The organism is Rhodoferax sp. RT5P35, assembly GCF_056521385.1.
The window spans coordinates 1-17,178 of record NZ_JBWMAX010000002.1; the positions used below are offsets into that span (position 1 = coordinate 1).

Here is a 17,178-nt window from a genome sequence, read left to right on the forward strand (position 1 = left end):
GTGTCGATCACCGTCAAGCTGATCAACCCCATCGCCATGGAAGAAGGCCTGCGCTTCGCTATCCGCGAAGGCGGCAAGACCGTCGGCGCTGGTGTGGTTGCCAAGATCATTGCTTAAAACGACTTAGGAACCACCATGTCTACCAAGCAAAAAATCCGCATCCGCCTGAAGGCGTTTGACTACAAACTGATCGACCAATCGGCCGCTGAAATTGTGGACACCGCCAAGCGCACTGGCGCGATTGTCAAGGGCCCCGTGCCTTTGCCAACCCGCATGAAGCGTTTCGACATCCTGCGCTCGCCGCACGTCAACAAGACCAGCCGCGACCAGTTCGAAATCCGTACGCACCAGCGTCTGATGGACATCGTTGACCCGACAGACAAAACTGTTGACGCGTTGATGAAGCTCGATCTGCCCGCAGGCGTGGACGTTGAAATCAAGCTGCAATAAACAGCGATAAGGCAATTGGTGTGGTTTTCGCGCAAGCGGGAGCCACACCACCCCCAAGGAAATAGCCCGCACTTGCCGAAAATGCAAGTGCGGGCTATACTCCAAGGCTGCGCTGAAATTCGCAAGAGTTTCAGCGCAGTTTTATTAACAGTCTTTCACGCAAAAACCGTGTAGCCAATTGCAGTTACACGGGTGGAAGTTACGGAGAAAACAATGAGTCAAAGCAACTCCCTAGGGTTGCTGGGCCGCAAGGTAGGCATGATGCGCCTATTCACCGATGACGGGGACGCAGTTCCTGTGACGGTGGTAGACGTGTCTAACAACCGTGTCACCCAGATCAAAACCCAAGAGAACGACGGTTATGTGGCCCTGCAGGTCACATTCGGCGCACGCAAAGCTTCGCGTGTGACCAAGCCGGCGGCCGGTCACCTTGCGAAAGCAGGCGTTGAAGCCGGTGAAATCATCCAGGAATTCCGCGTCACGTCCGATGCAGCAGCCCAGTACAAGCCGGGTTCTGTTGTCGCCGCTGGTGCAGTGTTTGCCGTGGGTCAAAAAGTCGACGTGCAAGGCACCACGATTGGTAAAGGCTTTGCCGGCACCATCAAGCGCCACCACATGAGCTCGCAGCGTGCTTCGCACGGTAACAGCCGCTCGCACAATGTTCCTGGCTCCATCGGTATGGCCCAGGATCCAGGTCGCGTGTTTCCTGGTAAGCGCATGACGGGTCATTTGGGTGTGGACACAGTCACCACCCAAAATCTCGACGTGATCCGCATTGACGAAGCCCGTCAACTGCTTTTGATCCGGGGCGCAGTTCCTGGTTCCAAGGGCGGTTTTGTGACGGTGCGCCACGCCATCAAGGCCAAAGTAACGCAAGGAGCGAACTAATGCAGCTCGAACTCCTGAATGACCAAGGCCAGGCCGCATCCAAGTTTGATGCGTCTGAAGCTGTATTCGGTCGTGCTTACAACGAAGATCTGGTGCACCAGGTTGTAGTCGCTTTCCAAGCCAACGCGCGTCAAGGCACCCGTGCCCAAAAAGACCGTGAGCAGGTTCGCCACTCGACCAAGAAGCCATTCAAGCAAAAGGGAACTGGCCGCGCGCGCGCCGGTATGACCTCCTCGCCCCTGTGGCGCGGCGGCGGTCGTATTTTCCCGAATATGCCTGACGAAAACTTCACGCAAAAAATCAACAAGAAGATGTACCGAGCTGGTATGGCTGCGATCCTGTCGCAGCTGGCCCGTGAAGGTCGTCTGGCCGTCGTTGACTCGCTGACCGTCGATTCGCCCAAGACCAAGCCCCTGGCGGCAAAGTTCAAGGCCATGAATCTGGCGTCGGTGCTGGTCATCGCGGACGAAATCGATGAAAACCTGTATTTGGCTTCCCGCAATCTGGTCAACATTCTCGTGGTTGAGCCCCGTTACGCCGATCCGGTGTCGCTGGTCCACTACAAGAAGGTTTTGGTGACCAAGGCTGCCATGGACAAACTCCAGGAGATGTTCGCATGAGCCGCATGAACTCGACGAAGCGTCAATTTGACGAAGGCCGTCTGATGCAAGTGCTGATCGCTCCCATCGTGTCTGAAAAGGCAACCATGGTGGCTGAGAAGTCCAACGCAGTGACGTTCAAGGTACTCCAGGACGCGACCAAGCACGAGATCATGGCTGCAGTGCAGCTGATGTTCAAGGTGGAAGTCAAGGGCGTTTCTGTGGTCAACACCAAAGGCAAAACCAAGCGTTTTGGCAAATCCATCGGTCGCCGCGATAACATTCGCAAGGCCTATGTGACGCTGAAGCCTGGTCAAGAGCTGAACCTGACCGGGGAGGCCGCGTAATCATGGCTGTCATTAAAATGAAACCCACTTCACCAGGCCAACGCGGCATGGTGAAGATCTCGCGTGACCACCTGTACAAGGGTGCTCCTCACGCGGCGCTGCTGGAACCCCAGTTCCAAAAAGCGGGCCGTAACAACAATGGCCATATCACCATCCGCCACCGTGGCGGTGGTCATAAGCACCATTACCGCGTTGTGGACTTTGTTCGCAACAAGGACGGCATCCCTGCAAAGGTCGAGCGTATTGAATACGATCCAAACCGTACGGCCCACATCGCTCTGGTGTGCTATGCCGACGGCGAACGTCGTTACATCATTGCTCCCCGTGGCCTGGAAGCCGGTGCAAGCCTGATGAGCGGTGCAGAAGCACCGATCCGCGCAGGTAACACCTTGCCCATCCGTAACATCCCTGTGGGTTCGACCATCCACTGCATCGAGCTCAAGCCCGGTGCTGGTGCACAGATCGCCCGTTCGGCTGGTACCTCGGCAACGCTGCTGGCTCGTGAAGGCATCTACGCCCAGGTGCGTATGCGCTCCGGTGAAGTTCGCAAGATCCACATCGAATGCCGCGCCACCATTGGTGAAGTCGCCAACGAAGAACACAGCCTGCGCCGTTTAGGCAAGGCCGGTGCGAAGCGCTGGAAGGGTATCCGCCCAACCGTTCGCGGTGTGGTGATGAATCCTGTCGATCACCCACACGGCGGTGGTGAAGGTAAGACCGGCGAAGGCCGTCATCCAGTCGATCCTTGGGGCAATCTGACCAAGGGTTACCGTACCCGTAACAACAAGCGCACCCAAGTGATGGTGGTGTCGCGTCGCAAGAAGTAAGGGGTAGCTAGATGACTCGCTCACTTAAAAAAGGTCCCTTCGTAGACCACCATTTGCTGGCCAAGGCTGAAAAAGCTGTCGCCATCAAAGACAAAAAGCCAATTAAGACCTGGTCGCGTCGTTCCATGATCTTGCCCGATTTCATCGGCCTGACCATTGCTGTGCACAACGGCAAACAGCACGTCCCTGTCTATATTACCGACCAAATGGTGGGCCATAAGTTGGGAGAGTTCGCGCTCACCCGTACTTTCAAGGGTCACCCTGCCGACAAAAAAGTCGTGCGGAAATAAGGAATAGACCATGGAAACACGTGCAGTCCTTCGCGGCGTGCGTTTGTCAGTAGACAAAGGCCGTCTGGTCGCAGATTTGATCCGCGGCAAAAAGGTAGACCAAGCCCTGAACGTTCTTGAATTCACGCAGAAAAAAGCTGCTGTGATCATCAAGAAAGTTCTGGAATCGGCTATCGCCAACGCTGAGCACAATGACGGTGCCGACATCGACGAGTTGAAGGTTAAAACCATCTTCGTCGAACAAGGTGCCACTCTCAAGCGTTTCACAGCCCGTGCAAAGGGCCGTGGTAACAGTATCAGCAAGCCCACGTGCCATGTGTACGTGACGGTCGGTAACTAAAAGGTCGGAAGATATGGGACAAAAAATCCACCCTACCGGCTTTCGTTTGTCGGTCAGCCGTAACTGGTCCAGCCGTTGGTACGCAAGCAACAACGACTTCGCCGGCATGCTGGCCGAAGACATCAAGGTACGCGAGTACCTGAAAGCCAAACTGAAGAACGCTTCGGTTTCGCGCATCTTGATCGAGCGTCCTGCCAAGAACGCCCGTATCACGATTTTCTCGGCTCGTCCGGGCGTCGTGATCGGCAAAAAAGGCGAAGACATCGAGAACCTTAAGCGTGACCTGGCCAAGCAATTGGGCGTGCCCGTCGCAGTCAACATCGAAGAAGTGCGCAAGCCTGAAATCGATGCCAAGCTGATTGCCGACAGCATCACCCAGCAGCTCGAAAAGCGCATCATGTTCCGCCGTGCGATGAAGCGCGCCATGCAAAACGCCATGCGTCTGGGTGCCCTGGGCATCAAGATCATGTCGTCTGGCCGTCTTAATGGCATTGAAATCGCACGTTGCGAGTGGTACCGCGAAGGTCGCGTGCCACTGCACACCTTGCGTGCGGACATCGACTACGGTACCTCGGAAGCCAAAACCACTTACGGCATTATTGGCGTGAAGGTTTGGGTCTACAAGGGTGATACCTTGGGTCGTAATGATCTGCCTGCTGTGCAAGAGCCGCGCAATGATGAAGAGCGTCGTCCCCGTGGACCCCGTCGCGATGACCGCGGCGGCCGTCCTGGTGGCAATGACCGTCCTCCAGCTCGTGGTCCCCGCCGTCCTGTAGGTGCCAATGCGGCTCCTGCAGACGGTAGCGACAAACCTGTTGAAGCCACAGGTGCCAATGCTTCCAATTTGGCACCGAAATCTACCGTTCAGCGCGTCCGTAAAGTAGTCGCGCCTGCTGCACCTGGTGCAGCTGACGGTAAAGGAGAATAAACATGTTGCAACCCGCGCGTCGCAAGTACCGCAAAGAGCAAAAAGGCCGTAACACTGGCATCGCAACCCGGGGTAGCTCGGTTGCGTTTGGTGATTTCGGTCTGAAGTGCACGGACCGTGGCCGTCTGACGGCCCGCCAGATTGAAGCCGCACGCCGTGCGATTTCCCGCCACGTCAAACGTGGTGGTCGTATCTGGATCCGTGTGTTCCCCGACAAGCCAATCTCCCAAAAGCCTGCTGAAGTGCGGATGGGTAACGGCAAGGGTAACCCCGAGTATTACGTGGCTGAAATCCAGCCCGGCAAGATCGTGTTTGAAATCGTCGGTGTTCCCGAAGAGTTGGCCCGTGAAGCGTTCCGTTTGGCAGCTGCCAAACTGCCTTTGCGTACCACCTTCGTGGCCCGCATGATTGGTCAGTGATCAGGAGATTGAGATGACGAAAACTACTGAATTACGTACCAAAGACGTTGCCGGCCTGCAAACTGAAGTGAAAGCGCTGCAACGCGCCCATTTCGGTCTGCGTATGCAAAAAGCCACGCAACAACTCAACAACACAGCTACGCTGCGCACTGCGCGCCGTGACATTGCCCGCGCCAAGACCATTCTTGTCGAGAAGCAATCGGCTGACAAATCTGCTAAGTAAGGAGCAACAACATGACGGAAGCTAAAACATCCCTCAAGCGCACCTTGGTTGGCAAGGTGGTCAGCGACAAACGTACGAAGACTGTGACCGTGCTGATCGAGCGCCGTGTGAAGCACGAGCTTTACGGCAAGATCGTTGGCAAGTCGAGCAAGTACCACGCCCATGACGAAAAGGGCGAGTACAAGCTGGGCGACACCATCGAGATCACGGAAAGCCGTCCGATCTCCAAAACCAAGAACTGGGTTGCGACCCGTCTGGTGCAAAAGGCTATTGCGGTTTAAACCTGCAAACTAGTTAAAAAGCGGCTCACAATGTGGGCCGTTTTTGTTTTTGGGCTCTAAGAACATGTTCTAACGGGCCCATTTTTATTTCTCACCTTGAAGGAGCACACCATGATCAAAGTCGGCGACACCCTGCCATCCGCCACCCTGATGGAATTCATTGAAATTGAAGGCGAAGGCTGCAGTATTGGCCCGAATCCGGTCGATGTCAGCAAGGCCACTGCAGGCAAGACGATTGCCCTGTTCGCCCTGCCCGGCGCGTTCACACCTACCTGCTCGGCCCGGCACGTGCCCGGCTATATCCAGCACTTTGAAGCCTTTAAGGCCGCAGGCGTGGACGAAATCTGGTGTGTCAGCGTGAACGACGCTTTCGTCATGGGTGCCTGGGGCCGTGACCAGAAGACCGCTGGCAAGGTGCGCATGCTGGGTGACGGCAGCGCTGCCTTCACCAACGCCACGGGACTGGTGCTTGACCTGACTGCCAAGGGCCTGGGTGTGCGCAGCCACCGCTATTCGATGCTGGTGAAAAACGGTGTGGTGCAGACCCTGAACCTGGAAGAGGGCGGGAAGCTGGAAGTCAGCGACGCGGAAACCCTCTTGGCTCAAGCCAAGGCTGCTTAAGCTTCCTGCTATTTAAATGAGAGCTTCTTGTGCAGGTGCTATCTGCGTTAGCGGCTCTTTTTGTTTAAATTTTGACTGTGGCGTTCAGGCCATGGCTTTCTTGAGCCAGTCGGCAAATGCCGCGCATTCCCAGCGGTCCATGGCACCGGTATGCCAGCACAGATAGTGCGCATGCGGGCTGGGCACGTTGCGCGTAAACAGGCGCACCAGCGAGCCGTTTTCCAGCCACCCGGCCCCCAGGCGCAACCGCACCAGGCCGATGCCCATGCCGGCGGCAGCGGCATCGCACATCAATCCAATGTCGTTGAACTGCGAACCCTCGACCGGCTCCGGCCAGTCTTGCTGGTGGGCGGCAAACCAGGTGCGCCAGGGCTCCAGCGGGCTGCGCAACAGGCGTGCGCCTTCCAGGTCGGCCACGGTCTCGAACGGCCCGTGCTCGCGCACAAAGGCGGGCGAGGCCAGGGGCGTGACCTCGTCTCGGGTCAGGCAGACATGCTCTACATCGGCATAGCGGCCGGTGCCAAAGCGCACCATCAGATCGGCATCTTCGGCCACCACGTCCAGCAGCGGAATCGACACCTGCAGCGTTAGGTCGATCTCGGGGTAGGCCTCGGTGAACTGGCGCAGGCGCGGGATCAGGATGGCGCGGGCGAAGGTGGGCGTCACAGCCAGCCGCAGCTTGCGCTTGCCGGGGGCCGACTGGGCGCTGGGAAAGCGCTCCAGAATCGCCAGGCCTTCGCGCACATGGGCCAGATACTCGCTGCCTTCGGTGGTGAGCGAGAAGTCGGCGCGGCCAAACAGCTTGGTGCCGAGAATCTGCTCCAGCTGCTTGACCCGGTGGCTGACCGCGCTGGGCGTGACGCACAGCTCCTCGGCCGCCTGCGTCACGCTGCGCAACCGGGCCAGCGCCTCGAAGGTCAACAGGCACTGGATTGGGGGTATACGTGTAACGCTCATGCCCGGATTGTCCCCCTTGTGGTGGCCCTCGCTGACTACAATGGCGCCTTTTTGCCTAGGGGATTGCGCGTGTCCGACCGTTTCAAAGTGTGGCTGCAGTACCTGCTGCCCAAACACGCCATCACCGCCTTTGGCTGGCACGTCGCCACGGCGCGCGCCGGTGGCATCACCACGGGCATCATCCGCTGGTTCATCGGCAAGTACGGTGTCAACATGGCGGAAGCAGCAAACCCTAACATCACCAGCTATGCCAGCTTCAATGACTTCTTTACCCGCGCTTTGAAGCCTGGTGCGCGCCCGCTGGCCTCTGCCGATCTGGTGTGCCCGGTGGACGGTGCGATCAGCCAGTTTGGCCGTATCGAGCGCGACCAGATCTTCCAAGCCAAAGGCCATACCTTTTCGACCACGGCGCTGGTGGGCGGCGATGCGGCGCTGGGCGCGCTGTTCGAGAACGGCCACTTTGCCAACATTTATCTCAGCCCCAAGGACTACCACCGCATCCATATGCCCTGCGATGGGCGCCTGACACGCATGGTGTATGTGCCGGGAGATTTGTTCTCGGTCAATCCAGTCACGGCCCAGGGTGTGCCGGGGCTGTTCGCGCGCAACGAGCGGGTGGTGTGTGTGTTTGACTCTGCCAGTGGGCCGTTTGTGCTGGTGCTGGTGGGTGCTGCCATCGTCGGCAGCATGGCGACGGTTTGGCAGGGCGTGATCAACCCGCCGCGCGGCCCGGTGCGCGAATGGCGCTACGCCGAACAGAAGGTGGAATTGAAGCAGGGCGACGAAATGGGCCGCTTCCTGCTGGGCTCCACCGTGGTGATGCTGTTCCCCAAGGGGCCGCTCACGTTCAACCCCGCCTGGGCACCCGCGGGCAGCGTGCGCCTGGGCGAGGTGATGGCCAACGCTATTTGAAAATAACTGTCTTGTGGCCGTTGATGAGCACGCGGTGCTCGCTGTGCCACTTGACGGCGCGGGCCAGCACCTGGCTTTCGGTGTCGCGGCCCTGGGCGGTGAAGTGCTCTACCGTGCGGCTGTGGTCCACGCGGGCCACGTCTTGCTCGATGATTGGGCCTTCGTCCAGGTCGGCCGTCACATAGTGGGCGGTGGCCCCGATCAGTTTCACGCCGCGGTCGTGCGCTTGGTAGTAGGGCTTGGCGCCCTTGAAACTGGGCAGAAAGCTGTGGTGGATGTTGATGGCCCGTCCGGCCAGCTTGCGGCACAGGTCGTCGCTCAAAATCTGCATGTAGCGCGCCAGCACCACCAGCTCGGCGCCTTCACTTTCGATCACTTCAAAAATGCGGCTTTCGGCCTGGGCCTTGGTGGCGGCCGTCACCGCAATGTGGTGGAAGGGCACGTTGTAGCTGGCCGCCAGCTGGTAGAAGTCGCGGTGGTTGCTGACGATGGCGCGGATGTCCAGCGGCAGCAGGCCGCTTTTCCAGCGGAACAGCAGGTCGTTCAGGCAGTGGCCTTCTTTGCTGACCATCAGCACGGTGCGTACCGGCTCGGCCGTGTCGTGCAGGCTCCAGCGCATGGCAAAGCCCTCGGCGAAAGGGGTCAGCTGGCTGCGCAATTCAGCCGTGCTGTGGGCCGCGCTGGCAAACTGCACGCGCATGAAGAACAAGCCCGTGTCGGGGTCGTTGTACTGGCCAGCTTCTTCGATATTGCAGCCGCGCTCCAGCAAAAAGCCGGACACGGCGTGCACGATGCCCGGACGGTCGGGGCAGGACAGGGTAAGGATGTGGGCGTGTGTCATTGGGGCTGGATTGTCGCGCAGGTTGGCGCCGGGGCCGGGGGCCGCGTGTCAGCCCGGCATCTTGTTTTGCAGATCGGCGCAGTAGTCGGTGGCCGGGATGTTGGGTGTGACCCAAATGCTATCAAAATTTACTATGCTTTTAGGAGCTTCTTGCGCAGATTCTGTCTGCAGCAGAACCGTTTTTGGCTTGAAGTTTTCGGGCAAATATTGCGGAATGCCCAGGCTGCTGTCCACATGGCCGGCCCCGGCCAGCAGCAGCACCGTCTTGCCGGGCACGGCGGCCGCCTGCAGGGTCCGCGCCATGGCCTGGTCGCGGGCGATCTGGATGCGGGTCATGGGGCTGATCTGGCTCTCGGGCAGCAGACCGCAATGGCCCAGGCGGATGGCCTGCTGCTGGGCCTTCAGCGCCGGGCCGGGCAGTTCTGCATCGAGCCGGGTGTTGGCCATGGCCGCGTGCATCTGGGCGCGTGGCAGGTTGGCACCCAGTACCGGCACGCCGGCCTGCACGGCGGCCATCACGGCCGGGCCGTAGGCCGCCCAGGGCCAGCCTGCATCGTTCCAGGCCAGTGCGGCCTGTACTTCGGCGGCGTTGGCACCACGGGGCAGGGTCGCGGTGCTGTGGCCCTGCTCGGCCATCTCCAGCACCAGGGCGGCAAGTTGGCCTTGTGCGGCCAGGGCTTGCACGGCCTCTAAGTGGATGCGCTGGTGGTCGGGCGCGTCGTGCTGTTCGCCCAGCAGGATGGCATCGGCGGGTAGCAGCGCCAGCGTGCGGTGGGCGGACTCGGTGGGGACGCTGGCGCAGCCGACCAGCCAGGCCGCGGCGCAGGCGATAGCGGCGATACGGGCAATGGCGCGTCGCATGGCGTAGCGCCGGTTACGGTGTTGCTACGCCGCGCAGCCGCTGGTCGATGAAGTCGCCGCTGGCCTGGGTGATTTTGAGCCGCACCGGCAGGTAACCCATGCTGGGCGCCAGCCACAGTTCGACCTTTTGGCCCGATGCCAGGCGCGGGGTCCGGGTCAGCCGCAGGCTGTCCAGGGTGCCCCTATCCCCCAAGCTGTCGTTTGGCAGGCGGACTTTTTCAGCCCCATCGACCGTGAACACCCACACCTCGGCCCCGTGCAGGCCAATGGTTTGCAGCGCCAGCGTGGAGCCGGGCGGGTAGTGGGACGGGGTGGCGGCCAGCATGCCCGCAATTTGCAAAATCACACTCAGCTGGTCCTGGGCGGCGGTTTCCAGGGCCACCTCCGGGTTGTTATCGCTAAAGCTTGCGCGGTGGTTGGCCTGGTCAAAATCGGCCGCCACCTCTTTGCGCCAGGTGTCTACAAAGCGCAGCGGTGCCAGGCCCACGGGGGTGATGCTGCCGGTGCTGGTGCGTGTGCGCTCGCCCAGTAGCGGTACGCCGACTTGCAGCCGGGCCTCGTAGTGGTGGCCGTCGTGCTTCCAGATCAACTCGCCCTGGGCCTGGTAGCTGAATTTTTTCACCTCGCCGTCCAGCGCGTAAAGCAGCCGCACCGGCTCGGGGAAGGTGAACGCGCTGGCCTGGCTCAGGACCGGCATCGCCGTTGCCACCGCCGCAGTTGGATTGGCGGCAAAGGCGTGGGCGGGGCCCAGCCACAAAGTAGCACCTAGCGCGACACAGGCTAGCAGGTGCCTCTGCATGTTCAGTGGACCACGACGGGGTTTTGCGCCAGCCCGGCGTACTGCTCCAGGGTGTCTTCTACTTCTTCCTGGGTGGGCGTGTTGAGTTGCCAGGCGGCGATGTGGCGCTGAAACAGTTCGGCCCAGGAGCCGTCCAGATAGACCTCTTTGCCCGAGCGCTTGTCGACGATCTCAAAGCCGTGGCGCTCCAATGTAGGGGGCCGCGGCGTGTCTACCACCGGTAGCAGGGCTTCCAGGGCGGCGATGGGCTGCATGTGGACCACCACAAAGGATTCGGAGTCGTAAAGCGTGTTCATAGTGGAGGTCCTTGTTTCAGTAGCTACAGCCCAGTTGGTGGCACATGGGCTGGTTTCAAGCTTAGGGCTTTTCCACGCCGCGCAGTTGCTGGTCGATGTAATCCCCATTGGCGTTCGTGATTTTTAGCCGCACGGGCAGGTAAGCCATGGCGGGGGCCAGCCAGATTTCGACTTTTTGGTCGAATTCCTTGCGCGGGTTGCGGGTCAGCTTGAGCGTGTCGATGCCGCCGTTGGGAACGTAAATTTTCTCCGGTCCCTCCACAGTAAAGATCCACACATCCGCATCCCGGGGGCCGATGGTCTGGATGGCGATGGTGGCTGTCGGTGGGTATTTGGCGGGTTCAGCGGCCAGAATGCCTGCGATTTGCAGGACCACGCTGAGCTGGTCTTGCGCGGCGGTTTGCAACACCACGTCGGGCGTGTTGGCGCTGAAGCTGGCGCGGCGGTTTGCCTGGTCAAAGTGCGCCGCCACCTCGGTGCGCCACTTGTCCGAGAAGCGCTGCGGGGCCAGGCCTTCGGGTGTGATGTTGCCGGTGCTGGTGCGGGTGCGCGAACCCAAAAACAGCATGCTGGCCTGCAGCGTGGCTTCGTAGCTCTGGCCGTCTTGCTTCCACAGCAATTCGCCGCGCGCGCTGTAGTGCAGCTTTTTGGCTTCACCGGTCAGCGCATACAGCAGGCGTACCGGGTCGGGGAAGGCGAACAAGGTGGCGTGGGTCAGCGGCACGGCAGGGGTGGGTGCCGATGCGGTGGACGCAGGCGGTTCGGGCGGCGGCGCTTCCACCGGCACGGGCGCAGACGCGGGCGGCTCGGGCGGCGGCAGCACCGGTGCTACCGGCGCGGGTTCCACGGGTTCTGCGGTAGCGACGGTGGTGGTGGGCGCATCGTCCTGCGGCGGTAAAGGCACGGCTTTGCGTACCGGCTTGGGGGGCACGGGACGGGGCGCGGCAGGCGCGGCTTCCACCGGAGGCGGCGTAGCGATAGTGCGGGTGGTCAGCGTGCGTACCACTGTAGGGGCCTGCACCTGCACCTGCAGCAGTGCGGGCAGGCGCTGCAGTAGCGCCAAATGGGCCAGTAGCACGGCGATGGCAATGGCCAGCAGGGCCAGGGAGGGCTTCGTTAAACTCATTGGGCTATGCAACGCTTGACTATCCCCACCCGGCTGACCTCTCTATGAAACTGGCCACTTACCAAGACGGTTCCCGCGACGGCCAGCTCGTGGTGGTGTCGCGTGATCTGGCCAGCGCCCATTATGCGACCGGGGTGGCCAGCCGCCTGCAGCAGGTGCTGGACGACTGGGGCTTCCTCAGCCCGCAGCTGCAAGATTTGTCGGACGCACTGAACCAAGGCCGTGCCCGCCATACTTTTGCCTTCGACCCGCGCCAGTGCCTGGCCCCGCTGCCGCGGGCGTATCAAGCAGTGGAAGGCCAGGCCTACCCCAGCCTGCTGCAGCCGCGCGAGGCTGGGGTCAGCCCAGTGCTGGCACCCGGCAGCGGCGACCACTTCGCCGGTGCCTGCGACCTGCTGCGCTGCACGTCCGAGGCGCTGGGCATCGACTTTGGTGCGGGTCTGGCCGCCATCACCGCCGACGTGCCGCAAGGCGTAAGCCCACCGCAGGCGCTGGACGGCGTGCGCCTGCTGGTGCTGACCAACAGCGTGCGCCTGCGCAGCCTGGAGGCCGTCGAACACGCCAAAGGCGCGGGCTGGGTGCAGAGTGCGCCCAGTCTGGCGTTCAGCCCGGTGGCGGTGACGCTGGACGAACTCGGCGAATCCTGGGACAAAGGCCGCGTCCACCTGCCGCTGCACACCAGCTGGAATGGCCGCAAGGTCGGCATGTGCGATGCCGGGCCCGAGATGCAGTTCCACTTTGGCCAGCTCATCGCCCACCTGTGCGCCACGCGGGCGGTGCGGGCGGGCAGCGTTGTCGGCTCCGGCCCGGTGGCGAATGCGGGCACGGGAAACAAAGGCAAGGCCCAGTGGCCCAAGGGCTACCACAGCATTGCCGAAAAACGCGCCATGGAAACCCAGCTCAGCGGCCAGCCCAGCACCGGCTACCTGCAGTTTGGCGACACCGTGCGCATCGAGATGAAGGGCAAAGATGGTCTGAGCCTGTTTGGCGCCATCGACCAAGAGCTTGCCCCCCGGTGAATGTGGTTCACCCTCCGGTCAATTCCTATTTTTTGAGGTACTTATGAAAAGTTATGTCGTGCGTGGATTGTGGGCCGCCGTTGCGGGGGTACTGGTCGGCTGTGCCTCGGCTCCGCCGGAAGCTCCGTGGCCCGAGCAGCAGGTCAATATCGAGGACATGGTCACCACCAGCCCCTGGGTGGCCAAGATCCCCTTGCCTGCCGTGGATCTGGTGCGCGACCGATCGCGCAACAGCACCGTGGTGCTGCAAGTACATGTGGCCACCGACGGCACCGTGCAGCGCGCCCGCGTGGACAAATCCAGCGAAAACCCTTTGCTGGACGAGGCTGCGCTGGTGTCGGTGCGGGCCTTGCGCTTTGTGCCGTACTCTGAAAACGGCGTGGCGCTGCCCGTCACCGTAGTGGCGCCCATGGTCTTCAAGTTCTACGACCGGCCCCGGTAAGCCCGCCACGCCAACCCGGACGTTTGCTATTATTTGTGTAGCTAATGGCGTAAGTACTATCTGCGCTAGAGGCCTTTTCTTTATAAATTTGGACTGGCCCACCCCAGACAGGGGCACACAGGGGTCATACAGGGGTCACACAGGCTTCACACGGCTTTGCTGCAATCGTGGCTGCTGACCGCCCGCGCCCGTGTGGCGCGGCGGCTTTCTGCCTGGCTCCACCATGTCTGCTTTCTACCGGGTTATTGCGGTGCAGTTTGTGTCGGCGCTAGCCGACAACGCGCTGCTGATCGTCGCCATTGCCCGTCTGCTGGAACTGGCCGCAGCCGACTGGACCATCCCACTGCTCAAACTCAGTTTCACGCTGTGTTACGTGTTGCTGGCACCGTTTGTCGGCCCGCTGGCCGATGCCTGGCCCAAGGGCCGGGTGATGGTGGCGGCAAATCTGCTCAAGTTTGTGGCCGCCTGCCTGCTGCTGGGCGGTGCCGATCCGCTGCTGGTGCTGGCCGTAGCCGGTTTGGGTGCGGCAGTGTATGCCCCGGCCAAATACGGCCTGGTCACCGAGCTGCTGCCGGCCCACCAGCTGGTACGGGCCAATGGCTACATCGAGGGCAGCACCGTCTGCGCGGTGATTCTGGGCACCGTGCTGGGCGGTGCGCTGGCGAGCCCGCTGCTGCGTGGTGTGGTGCTGCCCGAAGCGCTGGTGGCGCTGGTGGGCCCCACCACTTCGCTGTCGGCCGGTATGTTGGGTTTGCTGCTGCTGTACGCCGTGGCGACGGTGCTGAATGTGGGCATTGCCGACAGCGGCGTGCGTTACCCGCGCCACTCGCGCCACGCCGGGCACATGGTGCAGCGCTTCTTCGTAGAGAACCGCATCCTGTGGCGCGACCGTTTGGGTGGTGTGTCAATGGCGGTCACCACCTTGCTATGGGGCATAGGTGCGACGCTGCAGTTGGTGGTGTTGCGCTGGGCCGAAGAGTCGCTGGGGCTGGCGCTGAGCCAGGCGGCGTATTTGCAGGGCGTGACGGCGGTGGGCGTGGTGGTGGGCGCTACCTGGGCCAGCCAGACGGTCAGCCTGGCCGGTGCCACCCGGCTGTTGCCACTGGGCATCGCCATGGGCTTGCTGGTGCCGTGCATGGCCAGCGTGCACACCCTGGGCTGGGCCGCGGGTCTGCTGGTGATGGTCGGCGCGATGGCCGGGTTTTTTGTGGTGCCCATGAATGCGCTGCTGCAGCACCGTGGCCACGCACTGCTGACGGCCGGGCGCTCAATCGCGGTGCAGGGCTTCAATGAGAACGCGGGCATTTTGCTGATGCTGTCGCTGTACGCGGCATCCACCGCGCTGCAGATTGGATTGCACCATTTGCTGTGGTGTTTCGGTGGTTTGGTAACGGTGGCGATGGCCGTGATCACGCTGCTGCACCGCCGCCGCAGCCTGCAGCCACTGTCTTGAAATTGACATGCCGGTGCCATCATTCTGAAATGACCACCGTTTAGCCTTGGCAATGTGAACAACGCTGAAGAGATCATGGTCGAATCATTCGCTGCACAACCGGGCAGTCTGCGGATTGCGCTGGTGACCGAGACGTTTCCGCCCGAGGTCAACGGCGTGGCCATGACGCTGGGCCGCCTGGTCGAGGGCCTGCTGCAGCGCGGCCACTGCGTGCAGATGGTGCGCCCGCGCCAGCCGGGGGTGGATGGCAGCAGCGCCCGTGAGGGCCTGAGCGAAGTGCTGTCTGCGGGTGTGGCGATTCCCAGCTACGGCAATTTCCGCTTTGGCATGCCGTCGAAAAACCGCCTGCTCAAACTGTGGCAACACCTGCGACCAGACGTGGTGCACGTGGCCACCGAAGGCCCGCTGGGCTGGTCGGCCGTCACGGCGGCGCGCAAGCTGCAGCTGCCGGTGACCAGCTCGTTCCACACCAATTTCGACAACTATTCGGGCCACTATGGCCTGGGCCTGCTGAAGTCGCCCATCGACGCCTATCTGCGCAAGATGCACAACCGCACCATGGCGACGCTGGTGCCCACCCCGGCGCTGGTGCAGACGCTCCAGGCGCGCGGCTACCGCAATGTGTCGGTGCTGTCGCGAGGCGTGGAGATCGCCCAGTTCAGCCCGTCACGCCGTTCCAAAGCACTGCGCGCCAGCTGGGGTGTTGGCGAAACCGATCCAGTCGTGCTGCACGTCGGCCGCCTGGCCAAAGAAAAAAACCTGGGTGTGGTGCTGCAGGCGTTTGCCGCCATCCAGGCCCGCGTGCCCACAGCCAAGCTGGTGCTGGTGGGCGACGGCCCGCTGCGCAAGAGCCTGCAAGACAGCTGCCCGCAGGCCATTTTTGCCGGCCTGCGCACCGGTGAAGACCTGGCCAGCCACTACGCCTCTGGCGACGTATTTATTTTTCCGAGCACGACCGAGACCTATGGCAATGTGGTGCCCGAGGCGCTAGCCAGCGGCTTGGCGGTGGTGTCGTACGCGCATGCAGCGGCGGCCACGCTGGTGCAGCCCGGCGTTAATGGGGTGCTGGTGCCGCTGGGCGACGAGGCACAGTTTGTGCAGGCCGCTGCGGTGCTGGCCAGCGATGCGGCGGGCCTGCATGCGCTGCGCCAGAACGCCGCCGCCAGCGTGGCCCACCTGGGCTGGGCCGCGGTAGTGGACAGCTTTGTCGGTACCTTGCGCACCGTGGTGCACTGCAACGGCGGGCATTTCAGCAGCCCGCCTGCCGTGCAGTTTGCGCCTGCTAAGCCGTCGGTCGCGTCCAGCGCATAAGCGCCTGGCCCATGCGGACCGTCGCGCCATCGCGCAAGCCCTCGCACAGCGCAAAGCCCTCGGGCGCCAGCACGATGATGGTCGATCCATGCTGAAACCAGCCCATCTCCTGGCCCTTGGTAAAGCAGGCGTTGCAGGGCAGGGTGTTCGGGCCTGGGTACTTCAGGTGCAGCAGCACATCCAAAAAATGCAGGCGGATACTGGCCACCAGAATGGCCGCCACCGGCACCAGCGCCACCGTTTGGCCGCACGCCGGGCCGTCGCCGGTGATGCGGGTCTTCAAAAAGGCGCGCTCGTTCTTGCAAAACAGCTTTTCCACCCGCTTCAAAGCGATCGGGTTCACGTTCCAGGTGTCGCCCGAGAAGTAGGTCACCTTCTCCACCGTGCAGTCCTGCGGTGCGTGGAAGCGGTGGTACATGCTGGAAGTCAGCCGCAGGGTGACGAAGTAGCCATCGCGCCATTCGCCGCTGCGTGCCTCGTCGCCCAGCAGCTCGTGCAGCGTGTACGGAAAGCCTTTGGCCTGGAACACCTGGCCGTTTTCGATCGGACCAAAGGCACCGACGATGCCGTCGCTGGGGCTGCTCAGCACGGCAGGGTCCAACGCGATCGGGCGCAGGCCGCCTTTCAGTTCGCGGGTAAAGCAGTCGTGCATGCTTTTGAACCGGGTTTTCTTGGCCTCGGACAGGTCCAGGTCCGAGAAGAACTTCCACACCGCAATCGACGCGTCACGGACCAACGGTTGCTCGATCTGGCTGAACCAGCCCATGGCCTGCGTGAGCCAACGGCGCGGCAGGCGGTTGGTGAGCAAAAAGTTCAGGTCTTCCTGCTTCAGTAGTTGCTGTATCTGCTGGCGAATCTGCATGGTGAATCTCTCGAAGACTTTTTCAGGGCTTGGCTGAGGGCTTTCAGCCCTCAGCCAAGCCCTGAAAAAGTCGGGTTGTTAATGAA

25 protein-coding genes are annotated in these 17,178 nt (G+C 61.8%); 18 read left to right on the top strand and 7 right to left on the bottom strand.

The window, feature by feature from the left end:
* The 13 genes from AC097L_RS02100 to AC097L_RS02160 all read left to right on the top strand — a co-directional run.
* The coding region (locus AC097L_RS02100; protein ID WP_479584941.1) for an EF-Tu C-terminal domain-related protein at nucleotides 1–117 on the top strand (117 nt) is incomplete at its 5' end.
* An 18-nt stretch (nucleotides 118–135) separates the two neighbouring features.
* A complete protein-coding gene (gene rpsJ, locus AC097L_RS02105) occupies nucleotides 136–450 on the top strand; it encodes a 30S ribosomal protein S10 (protein ID WP_019575636.1) in 315 nt (104 codons plus the stop codon).
* A 213-nt stretch (nucleotides 451–663) separates the two neighbouring features.
* A complete protein-coding gene (rplC, locus tag AC097L_RS02110; RefSeq protein ID WP_315246657.1) occupies nucleotides 664–1,338 on the top strand; it encodes a 50S ribosomal protein L3 in 675 nt (224 codons plus the stop codon).
* Nucleotides 1,338–1,958 (top strand): 50S ribosomal protein L4, encoded by a 621-nt coding sequence (rplD, locus tag AC097L_RS02115; RefSeq protein WP_315209517.1) that lies wholly within the window; start codon nucleotides 1,338–1,340, stop codon nucleotides 1,956–1,958. Before rplC ends, rplD begins: the two co-directional genes overlap by 1 nt.
* Nucleotides 1,955–2,284 (top strand): 50S ribosomal protein L23, encoded by a 330-nt coding sequence (gene rplW, locus AC097L_RS02120; protein ID WP_295952978.1) that lies wholly within the window; start codon nucleotides 1,955–1,957, stop codon nucleotides 2,282–2,284. The genes rplD and rplW overlap by 4 nt, the downstream gene beginning before the upstream one ends.
* Before the next feature lie 2 nt (nucleotides 2,285–2,286).
* Entirely contained in the window at nucleotides 2,287–3,111 is an 825-nt protein-coding gene (gene rplB / locus AC097L_RS02125; protein ID WP_295952982.1) for a 50S ribosomal protein L2, read from the top strand.
* Nucleotides 3,112–3,122: 11 nt separating this feature from the next.
* Complete coding sequence (rpsS, locus tag AC097L_RS02130; protein WP_295952987.1) at nucleotides 3,123–3,401, top strand: 30S ribosomal protein S19; 279 nt, start codon at nucleotides 3,123–3,125, stop codon at nucleotides 3,399–3,401.
* A 10-nt stretch (nucleotides 3,402–3,411) separates the two neighbouring features.
* Nucleotides 3,412–3,741, top strand: a complete 330-nt coding sequence (gene rplV, locus AC097L_RS02135; RefSeq protein ID WP_295952990.1) for a 50S ribosomal protein L22 — start codon at nucleotides 3,412–3,414, stop codon at nucleotides 3,739–3,741.
* Between the two features lie 13 nt (nucleotides 3,742–3,754).
* Nucleotides 3,755–4,669, top strand: coding sequence for a 30S ribosomal protein S3 (gene rpsC / locus AC097L_RS02140; protein ID WP_479584464.1), 915 nt, complete (start codon nucleotides 3,755–3,757; stop codon nucleotides 4,667–4,669).
* A gap of 2 nt (nucleotides 4,670–4,671) precedes the next feature.
* Nucleotides 4,672–5,088 (top strand): 50S ribosomal protein L16, encoded by a 417-nt coding sequence (gene rplP, locus AC097L_RS02145; RefSeq protein WP_029708121.1) that lies wholly within the window; start codon nucleotides 4,672–4,674, stop codon nucleotides 5,086–5,088.
* A 13-nt stretch (nucleotides 5,089–5,101) separates the two neighbouring features.
* On the top strand, nucleotides 5,102–5,311 hold the full coding sequence (gene rpmC, locus AC097L_RS02150) for a 50S ribosomal protein L29 (RefSeq protein ID WP_479584465.1): 210 nt from the start codon (nucleotides 5,102–5,104) through the stop codon (nucleotides 5,309–5,311).
* 11 nt (nucleotides 5,312–5,322) lie between these two features.
* Entirely contained in the window at nucleotides 5,323–5,592 is a 270-nt protein-coding gene (gene rpsQ, locus AC097L_RS02155; protein ID WP_295952998.1) for a 30S ribosomal protein S17, read from the top strand.
* A gap of 111 nt (nucleotides 5,593–5,703) precedes the next feature.
* A complete protein-coding gene (locus tag AC097L_RS02160) occupies nucleotides 5,704–6,213 on the top strand; it encodes a redoxin family protein (protein ID WP_479584466.1) in 510 nt (169 codons plus the stop codon).
* Nucleotides 6,214–6,297: 84 nt separating this feature from the next.
* On the opposite strand, the gene AC097L_RS02165 is transcribed toward AC097L_RS02160, so the two are convergent.
* Nucleotides 6,298–7,170 (bottom strand): LysR substrate-binding domain-containing protein, encoded by an 873-nt coding sequence (locus AC097L_RS02165; RefSeq protein WP_479584467.1) that lies wholly within the window; start codon nucleotides 7,168–7,170, stop codon nucleotides 6,298–6,300.
* Nucleotides 7,171–7,239: 69 nt separating this feature from the next.
* On the opposite strand from AC097L_RS02165, the gene asd (AC097L_RS02170) reads away from it, so the two are divergent.
* A complete protein-coding gene (asd, locus tag AC097L_RS02170; protein ID WP_479584468.1) occupies nucleotides 7,240–8,082 on the top strand; it encodes an archaetidylserine decarboxylase in 843 nt (280 codons plus the stop codon).
* Here the strand turns inward: asd (AC097L_RS02170) and purU are convergent.
* The 5 genes from purU to AC097L_RS02195 all read right to left on the bottom strand — a co-directional run bounded on the left by purU (nucleotide 8,075) and on the right by AC097L_RS02195 (nucleotide 12,005).
* Entirely contained in the window at nucleotides 8,075–8,923 is an 849-nt protein-coding gene (gene purU, locus AC097L_RS02175) for a formyltetrahydrofolate deformylase (RefSeq protein WP_479584469.1), read from the bottom strand. The genes asd (AC097L_RS02170) and purU overlap by 8 nt on opposite strands.
* 48 nt (nucleotides 8,924–8,971) lie before the next feature.
* Complete coding sequence (locus tag AC097L_RS02180) at nucleotides 8,972–9,784, bottom strand: ChaN family lipoprotein (protein WP_479584470.1); 813 nt, start codon at nucleotides 9,782–9,784, stop codon at nucleotides 8,972–8,974.
* Between the two features lie 13 nt (nucleotides 9,785–9,797).
* A complete protein-coding gene (locus AC097L_RS02185; RefSeq protein WP_479584471.1) occupies nucleotides 9,798–10,583 on the bottom strand; it encodes a DUF3108 domain-containing protein in 786 nt (261 codons plus the stop codon).
* A gap of 2 nt (nucleotides 10,584–10,585) precedes the next feature.
* Entirely contained in the window at nucleotides 10,586–10,879 is a 294-nt protein-coding gene (locus AC097L_RS02190; protein ID WP_479584472.1) for a BTH_I0359 family protein, read from the bottom strand.
* A 61-nt stretch (nucleotides 10,880–10,940) separates the two neighbouring features.
* The gene (locus tag AC097L_RS02195; protein WP_479584473.1) at nucleotides 10,941–12,005 is read right to left on the bottom strand and encodes a DUF3108 domain-containing protein; all 1,065 of its coding nucleotides are present in this window, start codon (nucleotides 12,003–12,005) and stop codon (nucleotides 10,941–10,943) included.
* Nucleotides 12,006–12,049: 44 nt separating this feature from the next.
* On the opposite strand from AC097L_RS02195, the gene AC097L_RS02200 reads away from it, so the two are divergent.
* The 4 genes from AC097L_RS02200 (at nucleotide 12,050) to AC097L_RS02215 (ending at nucleotide 16,230) form a co-directional block, all read left to right on the top strand.
* The gene (locus AC097L_RS02200; protein WP_479584474.1) at nucleotides 12,050–13,024 is read left to right on the top strand and encodes a fumarylacetoacetate hydrolase family protein; all 975 of its coding nucleotides are present in this window, start codon (nucleotides 12,050–12,052) and stop codon (nucleotides 13,022–13,024) included.
* Between the two features lie 43 nt (nucleotides 13,025–13,067).
* On the top strand, nucleotides 13,068–13,466 hold the full coding sequence (locus tag AC097L_RS02205; protein WP_479584475.1) for an energy transducer TonB family protein: 399 nt from the start codon (nucleotides 13,068–13,070) through the stop codon (nucleotides 13,464–13,466).
* Between the two features lie 223 nt (nucleotides 13,467–13,689).
* Nucleotides 13,690–14,919, top strand: coding sequence for a lysophospholipid transporter LplT (lplT, locus tag AC097L_RS02210; RefSeq protein ID WP_479584476.1), 1,230 nt, complete (start codon nucleotides 13,690–13,692; stop codon nucleotides 14,917–14,919).
* Between the two features lie 75 nt (nucleotides 14,920–14,994).
* On the top strand, nucleotides 14,995–16,230 hold the full coding sequence (locus AC097L_RS02215) for a glycosyltransferase family 4 protein (RefSeq protein WP_479584477.1): 1,236 nt from the start codon (nucleotides 14,995–14,997) through the stop codon (nucleotides 16,228–16,230).
* On the opposite strand, the gene asd (AC097L_RS02220) is transcribed toward AC097L_RS02215, so the two are convergent.
* A complete protein-coding gene (gene asd / locus AC097L_RS02220) occupies nucleotides 16,202–17,092 on the bottom strand; it encodes an archaetidylserine decarboxylase (RefSeq protein ID WP_479584478.1) in 891 nt (296 codons plus the stop codon). The two genes, AC097L_RS02215 and asd (AC097L_RS02220), sit on opposite strands and share 29 nt — an antisense overlap.
* Between the last annotated feature and the right edge of the window lie 86 nt (nucleotides 17,093–17,178).

Excerpts from the sequence above, each read along its gene's own strand:
- rpsJ (WP_019575636.1), top strand. The coding sequence starts at position 136 with ATGTCTACCAAGCAAAAAATCCGCATCCGCCTGAAGGCGTTTGACTAC.
- purU (WP_479584469.1), bottom strand. The coding sequence starts at position 8,923 with ATGACACACGCCCACATCCTTACCCTGTCCTGCCCCGACCGTCCGGGC.
- rpsC (WP_479584464.1), top strand. The coding sequence starts at position 3,755 with ATGGGACAAAAAATCCACCCTACCGGCTTTCGTTTGTCGGTCAGCCGT.
- rpsS (WP_295952987.1), top strand. The coding sequence starts at position 3,123 with ATGACTCGCTCACTTAAAAAAGGTCCCTTCGTAGACCACCATTTGCTG.
- rplV (WP_295952990.1), top strand. The coding sequence starts at position 3,412 with ATGGAAACACGTGCAGTCCTTCGCGGCGTGCGTTTGTCAGTAGACAAA.
- AC097L_RS02180 (WP_479584470.1), bottom strand. The coding sequence starts at position 9,784 with ATGCGACGCGCCATTGCCCGTATCGCCGCTATCGCCTGCGCCGCGGCC.
- rpsQ (WP_295952998.1), top strand. The coding sequence starts at position 5,323 with ATGACGGAAGCTAAAACATCCCTCAAGCGCACCTTGGTTGGCAAGGTG.
- lplT (WP_479584476.1), top strand. The coding sequence starts at position 13,690 with ATGTCTGCTTTCTACCGGGTTATTGCGGTGCAGTTTGTGTCGGCGCTA.
- rpmC (WP_479584465.1), top strand. The coding sequence starts at position 5,102 with ATGACGAAAACTACTGAATTACGTACCAAAGACGTTGCCGGCCTGCAA.
- AC097L_RS02185 (WP_479584471.1), bottom strand. The coding sequence starts at position 10,583 with ATGCAGAGGCACCTGCTAGCCTGTGTCGCGCTAGGTGCTACTTTGTGG.
- AC097L_RS02160 (WP_479584466.1), top strand. The coding sequence starts at position 5,704 with ATGATCAAAGTCGGCGACACCCTGCCATCCGCCACCCTGATGGAATTC.
- asd (WP_479584478.1), bottom strand. The coding sequence starts at position 17,092 with ATGCAGATTCGCCAGCAGATACAGCAACTACTGAAGCAGGAAGACCTG.
- AC097L_RS02195 (WP_479584473.1), bottom strand. The coding sequence starts at position 12,005 with ATGAGTTTAACGAAGCCCTCCCTGGCCCTGCTGGCCATTGCCATCGCC.
- rplC (WP_315246657.1), top strand. The coding sequence starts at position 664 with ATGAGTCAAAGCAACTCCCTAGGGTTGCTGGGCCGCAAGGTAGGCATG.
- rplW (WP_295952978.1), top strand. The coding sequence starts at position 1,955 with ATGAGCCGCATGAACTCGACGAAGCGTCAATTTGACGAAGGCCGTCTG.
- rplB (WP_295952982.1), top strand. The coding sequence starts at position 2,287 with ATGGCTGTCATTAAAATGAAACCCACTTCACCAGGCCAACGCGGCATG.
- rplP (WP_029708121.1), top strand. The coding sequence starts at position 4,672 with ATGTTGCAACCCGCGCGTCGCAAGTACCGCAAAGAGCAAAAAGGCCGT.
- AC097L_RS02190 (WP_479584472.1), bottom strand. The coding sequence starts at position 10,879 with ATGAACACGCTTTACGACTCCGAATCCTTTGTGGTGGTCCACATGCAG.
- AC097L_RS02205 (WP_479584475.1), top strand. The coding sequence starts at position 13,068 with ATGAAAAGTTATGTCGTGCGTGGATTGTGGGCCGCCGTTGCGGGGGTA.
- rplD (WP_315209517.1), top strand. The coding sequence starts at position 1,338 with ATGCAGCTCGAACTCCTGAATGACCAAGGCCAGGCCGCATCCAAGTTT.
- AC097L_RS02200 (WP_479584474.1), top strand. The coding sequence starts at position 12,050 with ATGAAACTGGCCACTTACCAAGACGGTTCCCGCGACGGCCAGCTCGTG.
- AC097L_RS02165 (WP_479584467.1), bottom strand. The coding sequence starts at position 7,170 with ATGAGCGTTACACGTATACCCCCAATCCAGTGCCTGTTGACCTTCGAG.
- AC097L_RS02215 (WP_479584477.1), top strand. The coding sequence starts at position 14,995 with ATGGTCGAATCATTCGCTGCACAACCGGGCAGTCTGCGGATTGCGCTG.